This window comes from Pseudomonas sp. GW460-LB5, from assembly GCF_059423245.1.
In genome coordinates this window covers 1-11,016 of record NZ_JBWKXT010000105.1, presented here as the reverse complement: position 1 = coordinate 11,016, position 11,016 = coordinate 1, and the positions used below count along the sequence as shown (strand labels likewise).

Annotated in this window: 1 protein-coding gene; it reads left to right on the top strand. The window is 60.3% G+C overall.

The window, feature by feature from the left end:
• Positions 1-11,016 (top strand): immunoglobulin-like domain-containing protein (locus AC07XM_RS30480; RefSeq protein ID WP_495046074.1); only part of this gene is annotated, 11,016 nt, incomplete at both ends.

The following is an 11,016-nucleotide window of genomic DNA, read 5'->3' as shown; positions in this document are numbered from 1 at the left end:
CACCGTGACCCTGAGCAACCCTGCCCAGACGCCGGTAACCGTGACCCTGTCCAACGGCCAGACCATCACTGTTGAAGCGGGCAAGACCCAAGGCAGCGTTGATTTCCAGACCCCGGCGAACGACGTCTATAACAACGGTTCGACTGTCAGCGTCACCATCGAAAACGCCACCGGCGGCAACTTCGAGCAGCTGACCCCGAATCCGACTCCAGCCTCGACTGTCATCAATGACAGCGTCGATACTGTCACCGTAAGCATCGTCAGCAATGGCAATGTGACCGAAGACCAGCAACCTTCCTTTACTGTGAAAGTAAGCCAGGCGCTGGATCGTCCGTTGACCGTCACTCTGTCGAACGGAGACACCGTGACGATCGAAGCCGGTAAGACCGAAGTCGAGTACAAGACTCCGGCTCAGGGTGATGACGTCTATCACGACGCTGGCTCCATCACCCTCAGCGTTACCGACGCTACCGTTCCAGGTGCCACTTTCGAGAACCTGGCCTTGGGTGGTCCAGCTACCGTTGAGATCTCGGACACTATCAGTGAAGTTGTGGCTAAGCTGACCGCCACCCCTTCGGTGACCGAAGGCGGCGAGATCACCTACACGATCACGCTGACCAACAAAGACGGCCTGCCGATCAACAACCACGGCGCCCTGACCTTCACGCTGAGCGACGGCAAGACCGTCATCACCGTGCCGGCCAACGGCACCAGCGGTTCGATCACCGTGACTGCTCCGGACAACGTTTACGTTGGCAGCAATACCCCGGTGGTACAGTCGATCGCAACTGTTGCTGGCGCTGATGTCGGCAAGTTCGAACAGCTGACCCTGGACAAGACGCCGGTCAGCACAACCGTTACCGATGAGCCAGGTACTCCGGGCAACCCAGGCGGCAACAACGAAGGTGACTTGGTCAAAGTAACCATCACTGCCGACCAGACTTCGGTGGCCGAGAACGTCAAACCGACGTTCACCGTGCACATCAACCAGCCGCTGGAGCACGACCTGGTCGTGACCCTGAGCAACAATGCCACGGTGACCATCAAGGCCGGCGAAACCAGTGCACCGTACGAGCACGCGGCGCAGGGCGATGACGTTTACCAGGATGCTGGCGAAATCACCCTGGGCATCAAGTCGGCGGTAGACGCTACCGGTGCTGCCTTCGAGAACCTGCAGTTGGGTGGTGATGCTTCGGTCAAAGTGACCGACACCATCGACGAAGTGGTAGCCAAGCTGACTGCGACGCCTTCGGTTACCGAAGGTGGCGAGATCACCTACACCATCACGCTGACCAACAAAGACGGTCTGCCGATCAATAACCACTCGGAGCTGTATTTCAAGCTGACCGATGGCACCACCGTTGTCGTCGCGGCCAACAGCACCACCGGCTCGGCCACTGTAACCGCCCCGGATAACGTCTATGTCGGTGCTAACGAGCCGGTGGTCAACGCCATCGACGCGGTCAGCGGCGCGGACGCGTGGAAGTTTGAAAACCTGAATCTGGACAAGACCCCGGTCAGCACCCAGATTACCGACGAGCCAGGCACCCCTGGCAACGAAGGTGACATCGTCAAAGTCACCATCACCGCTGACCAGGTATCGGTGGCCGAGAACGTCAAACCGACGTTCACCGTGCATATCAACCAGCCTCTGGAGCACGACCTGGTCGTGACCCTGAGCAACAATGCCACGGTGACCATCAAGGCCGGCGAAACCAGTGCACCGTACGAGCACGCGGCGCAGGGCGATGACGTTTACCAGGATGCTGGCGAAATCACCCTGGGCATCAAGTCGGCGGTAGACGCTACCGGTGCTGCCTTTGAGAACCTGCAGTTGGGTGGTGATGCTTCGGTCAAAGTGACCGACACCATCGACGAAGTGGTAGCCAAGCTGACTGCGACGCCTTCGGTTACCGAAGGTGGCGAGATCACCTACACCATCACGCTGACCAACAAAGACGGTCTGCCGATCAACAACCATTCGGCGCTATATTTCAAGCTGACCGATGGCACCACCGTTGTCGTCGCGGCCAACAGCACCACCGGCTCGGCCACTGTAACCGCCCCGGATAACGTGTATGTCGGTACTAACCAGCCGGTGGTCAATGCCATCGATGCTGTCAGCGGCGCGGATGCGTGGAAGTTCGAAAACCTCAATCTGGACAAGACCCCGGTCAGCACCCAGGTTATCGACGAACCAGGCACCCCAGGCAACGAAGGTGACATCGTCAAAGTCACCATCACCGCTGACCAGGTATCGGTGGCCGAGAACGTCAAACCGACGTTCACCGTGCACATCAACCAGCCGCTGGAGCACGACCTGGTCGTGACCCTGAGCAACAATGCCACGGTGACCATCAAGGCCGGCGAAACCAGTGCACCGTACGAGCACGCGGCGCAGGGCGATGACGTTTACCAGGATGCTGGCGAAATCACCCTGGGCATCAAGTCGGCGGTAGATGCTACCGGTGCTGCCTTTGAGAACCTGCAGTTGGGTGGTGATGCTTCGGTCAAAGTGACCGACACCATCGACGAAGTGGTAGCCAAGCTGACTGCGACGCCTTCGGTTACCGAAGGCGGCGAGATCACCTACACCATCACGCTGACCAACAAAGACGGTCTGCCGATCAATAACCACTCGGAGCTGTATTTCAAGCTGACCGATGGCACCACCGTTGTCGTCGCGGCCAACAGCACCACGGGCTCGGCCACTGTAACCGCCCCGGATAACGTGTATGTCGGTACTAACCAGCCGGTGGTCAATGCCATCGATGCTGTCAGCGGCGCGGATGCGTGGAAGTTCGAAAACCTGAATCTGGACAAGACCCCGGTCAGCACCCAGGTTACCGACGAACCAGGCACCCCAGGCAACGAAGGCGACCTGGTCAAGGTCACCATCACCGCCGACCAGACTTCGGTGGCGGAAAACGTCAAACCGACGTTCACTGTGCACATCAACCAGCCGCTGGATCACGACCTGGTTGTGACCCTGAGCAACAACGCGACCGTGACCATCAAGGCGGGCGAAATCAGCGCGCCGTACACCCACGATGCGCAGGGGGATGATGTCTACAATGATTCGGGCGAAATCAGCCTGGGTATCAAGTCGGCGGTAGACGCCACCGGTGCTACCTTCGAGAACCTGGAGCTGGGCGGTGCGGCTACCGTCCAAGTGACAGACACCACCGACGAAGTCGTGGCCAAGCTGACCGCGACGCCTTCGGTCACCGAAGGCGGCGAGATCACCTACACCATCACCCTGACCAACAAAGACGGCCTGCCGATCAACAACCACGGCGCCCTGAACTTCACGCTGAGCGACGGCAAAACCGTCATTACCGTGCCGGCCAATGGCACCAGCGGCTCGATTACCGTCACTGCTCCGGACAACGTCTATGTCGGCAGCAACACCCCGGTGGTGCAGTCGATCGCTACCGTTGCTGGCGCTGACGTCGGAAAATTCGAACAGTTGACACTGGACAAGACCCCGGTCAGCACCACCGTCACTGACGAGCCAGGTACCCCCGGTAACCCAGGCGGCAATAACGAAGGCGATCTGGTCAAGGTCACCATCACTGCCGACCAGACTTCGGTGGCCGAGAACGTCAAACCGACCTTCACCGTGCACATCAATACCGCTCTGGCACACGACCTGGTCGTCACCTTGAGCAACAACGCCACAGTCACCATCAAGGCCGGCGAAACCAGCGCGCTTTACGAGCACGCGGCGCAGGGCGACGACGTCTATCTGGACGGCGGCGAAATCAGCTTGGGCATCAAGTCGGCTGTGGACGTTGATGGTCGTACCTTCGAAAACCTGGAGTTGGGCGGCGATGCTTCGGTCAAAGTGACCGACACCATCGACGAGGTTGTGGCCAAGTTGACCGCAAGCCAGTCGGTCACCGAAGGCGGCGAGATCACCTACACCATCACGCTGACCAACAAAGATGGCCTGCCGATCAATAACCACTCGGAGCTGTACTTCAAGCTGACCGATGGCACCACTGTCATCGTGCCCGCCAACAGCACCACCGGTTCGGCCACTGCAACCGCGCCGGATAACGTCTATGTCGGCGCTAACGAGCCGGTGGTCAACGCCATCGACGCGGTCAGCGGCGCGGACGCGTGGAAGTTTGAAAACCTGAATCTGGACAAGACCCCGGTCAGCACTCAGGTTACCGACGAGCCAGGCACCCCAGGCAACGAAGGTGACATCGTCAAAGTCACCATCACCGCTGACCAGGTATCGGTGGCCGAGAACGTCAAACCGACCTTCACCGTGCACATCAACACCGCCCTGGCCCACGACCTGGTCGTGACCCTGAGCAACAACGCGGTTGTAACCATCAAGGCCGGTCAGACCTCGAGCGAGCCGTATGCTCACGACGCGCAGGGTGACGACGTTTACCAGGATGCTGGCGAAATCACCCTGGGCATCAAGTCGGCGGTAGACGCTACCGGTGCTGCCTTCGAGAACCTGCAGTTGGGTGGTGATGCTTCGGTCAAAGTGACCGACACCATCGACGAGGTTGTGGCCAAGTTGACCGCAAGCCAGTCGGTCACCGAAGGCGGCGAGATCACCTACACCATCACGCTGACCAACAAAGACGGTCTGCCGATCAATAACCACTCGGAGCTGTATTTCAAGCTGACCGATGGCACCACTGTCATCGTGCCCGCCAACAGCACCACCGGTTCGGCCACTGCGACCGCGCCGGATAACGTCTATGTCGGTGCTAACGAGCCGGTGGTCAACGCCATCGACGCGGTCAGCGGCGCGGACGCGTGGAAGTTTGAAAATCTGAACCTGGACAAGACCCCGGTCAGCACCCAGGTTACCGACGAGCCAGGCACCCCAGGCAACGAAGGCGATATCGTCAAGGTCACCATCACGGCCGACCAAACTTCGGTGGCCGAGAACGTCAAACCGACCTTCACCGTGCACATCAACACCGCCCTGGCCCACGACCTGGTCGTGACCCTGAGCAACAACGCGGTTGTAACCATCAAGGCCGGTCAGACCTCGAGCGAGCCGTATGCTCACGACGCGCAGGGTGACGACGTTTACCAGGATGCTGGCGAAATCACCCTGGGCATCAAGTCGGCGGTAGACGCTACCGGTGCTGCCTTCGAGAACCTGCAGTTGGGCGGCGATGCTTCGGTCAAAGTGACCGACACCATCGACGAGGTTGTGGCCAAGTTGACCGCAAGCCAGTCGGTCACCGAAGGCGGCGAGATCACCTACACCATCACGCTGACCAACAAAGACGGTCTGCCGATCAATAACCACTCGGAGCTGTACTTCAAGCTGACCGATGGCACCACTGTCATCGTGCCCGCCAACAGCACCACCGGTTCGGCCACTGCGACCGCGCCGGATAACGTCTATGTCGGTGCTAACGAGCCGGTGGTCAACGCCATCGACGCGGTCAGCGGCGCGGACGCGTGGAAGTTCGAGAACCTGACCCTGGATAAGACCGAGGTCAGCACCAGCGTTACGGATGAGCCTTCCGGGCAGGGTGACCTGGTGAAGGTCAGCATTACGCCGGTCACCGACACGGTGAACGAAGCGACTGCGCCGACCTTCAAGCTCACCCTGAACCAGGCCATCGATAAACCGCTGACCGTGCTCCTGAGCACCGGTGAAACCGTGGTGTTCGCCGCTGGTGAAACCACCAAGACCATTTCGGCGCCGGCCCAAGGCGATGACGTCTTTGTTGATAAAGGCACCATCACCGTCAGCATCGACAAGGCCACCGTTACCGGTGCTCCGCTGGAGAACCTGCAGATCGGCGACCCGGCCACTGTCAACGTGACCGACACCATCAGCAAAGTCACCGCTGTCCTGTCGGTGGACAACACTGCTGTGGTCGAAGGTGGCAAGATCACCTACACCGTCACCCTGATCAGTGAAGACACCAAGCTGCCAGTGACCGGCCACGGTGGTGTGACCGTGACCCTGACTGGCGGCACAGTCGTGACTATCCCGGCCGGCTCGGCCTCGGGTACCGCCTTCGTCACTGCACCGAACGACCTGTTCAGCGGTGGCCAGCCTGCGATCACCAAGTCGATCACCGACATTTCGGTCACCGGCGACACCAAGTTCGAGAACCTGGTGACCGACAAGACCCCGGTCACCACTACCGTCAGCGACGAGCCGAACGGCAGCGACAACCTGGTCAAGGTCAGCATCACGCCGGTCACCGAGTCGGTGAACGAAGCGACTGCGCCGACCTTCAAGGTGACCCTGAACCAGGCCATCGATAAGCCGCTGACCGTGCTGCTGAGCACCGGTGAAACCGTGGTGTTCGCCGCTGGTGAAACCACCAAAACCATTTCGGCGCCGGCCCAAGGCGATGACGTCTTTGTTGATAAAGGCACCATCACCGTCAGCATCGACAAGGCCACCGTCACCGGTGCGCCGCTGGAGAACCTGCAGATCGGTACCCCGGCCACTGTCAACGTGACCGACACCATCAGCAAAGTCACCGCTGTCCTGTCGGTAGACAACACCGCTGTGGTCGAAGGCGGCAAGATCACCTACACCGTCACCCTGATCAGTGAAGACACCAAGCTGCCAGTGACTGGCCACGGTGGTGTGACCGTTACCTTGACCGGTGGCACTCAGGTCACCATCAACCCAGGCTCGGCCACCGGCACCGTGGAAATCACCGCGCCGAACGACCTGTACGCGGGCGGCCAGGACGCAATTACCAAGTCGATCACCGGTATCGAAGTCACCGGCGACACCAAGTTCGAAAACCTGGTGACCGATAAGACGCCAGTGACCACTACTGTCAGCGACGAGCCGAACGGCAGCGACAACCTGGTGAAAGTCAGCATCACTCCAGTCACCGACACGGTGAACGAGGCGACTGCGCCGACCTTCAAGCTCACCCTGAACCAGGCCATCGATAAACCGCTGACCGTGCTGCTGAGCACCGGTGAAACCGTGGTGTTCGCTGCTGGCGAGACCACCAAGACCATCTCGGCGCCGGCCCAAGGCGATGACGTCTTTGTTGATAAAGGCACCATCACCGTCAGCATCGACAAGGCCACCGTCACCGGTGCGCCGCTGGAGAACCTGCAGATCGGTACCCCGGCGACCGTTCAGGTCACCGACACCATCAGCAAAGTCACCGCTGTCCTGTCGGTGGACAACACCGCTGTGGTGGAAGGTGGCAAGATCACCTACACCGTGACCCTGATCAGTGAAGACACCAAGCTGCCAGTGACTGGCCACGGCGGTGTGACCGTGACCCTGACTGGCGGCACAGTCGTGACTATTCCGGCCGGCTCGGCCTCTGGTACCGCCTTCGTCACTGCACCGAACGACCTGTTCACCGGTGGCCAGCCTGCGATCACCAAGTCGATCACCGACATTTCGGTCACCGGCGACACCAAGTTCGAGAACCTGGTGACCGACAAGACCCCGGTCACCACTACCGTCAGCGATGAGCCGAACGGCAACGACAACCTGGTCAAGGTCAGCATCACGCCGGTCACCGAGTCGGTGAACGAAGCCACTGCACCAACCTTTAACGTCACCCTGAACCAAGCGCTGGACAAGGCGCTCACCGTTGTCCTGAGCACCGGTGAAACCGTGGTGTTCGCTGCTGGCGAGACCACCAAGACCATCTCGGCGCCGGCCCAAGGCGATGACGTCTTTGTTGATAAAGGCACCATCACCGTTAGCATCGACAAGGCCACCGTTACCGGTGCTCCGCTGGAGAACCTGCAGATCGGCGACCCGGCCACTGTCAACGTGACCGACACCATCAGCAAAGTCACCGCTGTCCTGTCGGTGGATAACACCGCAGTGGTGGAAGGCGGCAAGATCACCTACACCGTCACCCTGATCAGTGAAGACACCAAGCTGCCAGTGACTGGCCACGGTGGTGTGACCGTTACCTTGACCGGTGGCACTCAGGTCACCATCAACCCAGGCTCGGCCACCGGCACTGTGGAAATCACCGCGCCGAACGACCTGTACGCGGGCGGCCAGGACGCAATTACCAAGTCGATCACCGGTATCGAAGTCACCGGCGACACCAAGTTCGAGAACCTGGTGACCGACAAGACCCCAGTGACCACTACCGTCAGCGACGAGCCAAACGGCAGCGACAACCTGGTCAAGGTCAGCATCACGCCGGTCACCGAGTCGGTGAACGAAGCCACTGCACCAACCTTTAACGTCACCCTGAACCAAGCGCTGGACAAGGCGCTCACCGTTGTCCTGAGTACTGGTGAAACCGTGGTGTTCGCTGCTGGCGAGACCACCAAGACCATCTCGGCGCCGGCCCAAGGCGATGACGTCTTTGTTGATAAAGGCACCATCACCGTTAGCATCGACAAGGCCACCGTCACCGGTGCGCCGCTGGAAAACCTGCAGATCGGCGACCCGGCCACTGTCAACGTGACCGACACCATCAGCAAAGTCACCGCTGTCCTGTCGGTGGACAACACTGCTGTGGTCGAAGGCGGCAAGATCACCTACACCGTGACCCTGATCAGTGAAGACACCAAGCTGCCAGTGACCGGCCACGGTGGTGTGACCGTTACCTTGACCGGTGGCACTCAGGTGACCATCAACCCAGGCTCGGCCACCGGCACCGTGGAAATCACCGCGCCGAACGACCTGTACGCGGGCGGCCAGGACGCAATTACCAAGTCGATCACCGGTATCGAAGTCACCGGCGACACCAAGTTCGAGAACCTGGTGACCGACAAGACCCCGGTCACCACGACCGTCAGCGATGAGCCGAACGGCAACGACAACCTGGTCAAGGTCAGCATCACTCCGGTCACCGAGTCGGTGAACGAAGCCACTGCACCAACCTTTAACGTCACCCTGAACCAAGCGCTGGACAAGGCGCTCACCGTTGTCCTGAGTACTGGCGAAACCGTGGTGTTCGCTGCTGGCGAGACTACCAAGACCATCTCGGCGCCTGCCCAGGGCGATGACGTCTTTGTTGATAAAGGCACCATCACCGTTAGCATCGACAAGGCCACCGTTACCGGTGCTCCGCTGGAGAACCTGCAGATCGGTACCCCGGCCACTGTCAACGTGACCGACACCATCAGCAAAGTCACCGCTGTCCTGTCGGTGGACAACACCGCTGTGGTGGAAGGTGGCAAGATCACCTACACCGTCACCCTGATCAGTGAAGACACCAAGCTGCCAGTGACTGGCCACGGTGGTGTGACCGTGACCTTGACCGGTGGCACTCAGGTCACCATCAACCCAGGCTCGGCCACCGGCACCGTGGAAATCACCGCGCCGAACGACCTGTACGCGGGCGGCCAGGACGCAATTACCAAGTCGATCACCGGTATCGAAGTCACCGGCGACACCAAGTTCGAGAACCTGGTGACCGACAAGACCCCGGTCACCACTACCGTCAGCGACGAGCCAAACGGCAGCGACAACCTGGTGAAAGTCAGCATCACTCCAGTCACCGACACGGTGAACGAGGCGACTGCGCCGACCTTCAAGCTCACCCTGAACCAGGCCATCGATAAACCGCTGACCGTGCTGCTGAGCACCGGTGAAACCGTGGTGTTCGCCGCTGGTGAAACCACCAAAACCATTTCGGCGCCTGCCCAAGGCGATGACGTCTTTGTTGATAAAGGCACCATCACCGTCAGCATCGACAAGGCCACCGTCACCGGTGCGCCGCTGGAGAACCTGCAGATCGGCGACCCGGCCACTGTCAACGTGACCGATACCATCAGCAAAGTCACCGCTGTCCTGTCGGTGGACAACACTGCTGTGGTCGAAGGTGGCAAGATCACCTACACCGTCACCCTGATCAGTGAAGACACCAAGCTGCCAGTGACCGGCCACGGCGGTGTGACCGTGACCCTGACTGGCGGCACAGTCGTGACTATCCCGGCCGGCTCGGCTTCGGGTACCGCCTTCGTCACTGCACCGAACGACCTGTATGCCGGTGGCCAGCCTGCGATCACCAAGTCGATCACCGACATTTCGGTCTCGGGTGACACCAAGTTCGAAAACCTGGTGACCGATAAGACGCCAGTGACCACCACTGTCAGCGACGAGCCGAACGGCAGCGACAATCTGGTGAAAGTCAGCATCACTCCAGTCACCGACACGGTGAACGAAGCGACTGCGCCGACCTTCAAGGTGACCCTGAACCAGGCCATCGATAAGCCGCTGACCGTGCTGCTGAGCACCGGTGAAACCGTGGTGTTCGCTGCTGGCGAGACCACCAAGACCATCTCGGCGCCGGCCCAAGGCGATGACGTCTTTGTTGATAAAGGCACCATCACCGTTAGCATCGACAAGGCCACCGTCACCGGTGCGCCGCTGGAAAACCTGCAGATCGGCGACCCGGCCACTGTCAACGTGACCGACACCATCAGCAAAGTCACCGCTGTCCTGTCGGTGGACAACACCGCTGTAGTCGAAGGCGGCAAGATCACCTACACCGTCACCCTGATCAGTGAAGACACCAAGCTGCCAGTGACTGGCCACGGCGGTGTGACCGTGACCCTGACTGGCGGCACGGTCGTGACTATCCCGGCCGGCTCGGCCTCGGGTACCGCCTTCGTCACTGCACCGAACGACCTGTATGCCGGTGGCCAGCCTGCGATCACCAAGTCGATCACTGACATTTCGGTCACCGGCGACACCAAGTTCGAAAACCTGGTGACCGATAAGACGCCAGTGACCACTACTGTCAGCGACGAGCCAAACGGTGCGGGTAACCTGGTGAAAGTCAGCATCACGCCGGTCACCGACACGGTGAACGAAGCGACTGCGCCGACCTTCAAGGTGACCCTGAACCAGGCCATCGATAAACCGCTGACCGTGCTGCTGAGCACCGGTGAAACCGTGGTGTTCGCCGCTGGCGAGACCACCAAGACCGTTTCGGCGCCTGCCCAGGGCGATGATGTGTTCATCGACAAGGGCCAGATCACCGTCAGCATCGACAAGGCCACCGTCACCGGTGCGCCGCTGGAGAACCTGCAGATCGGTACCCCGGCGACCGT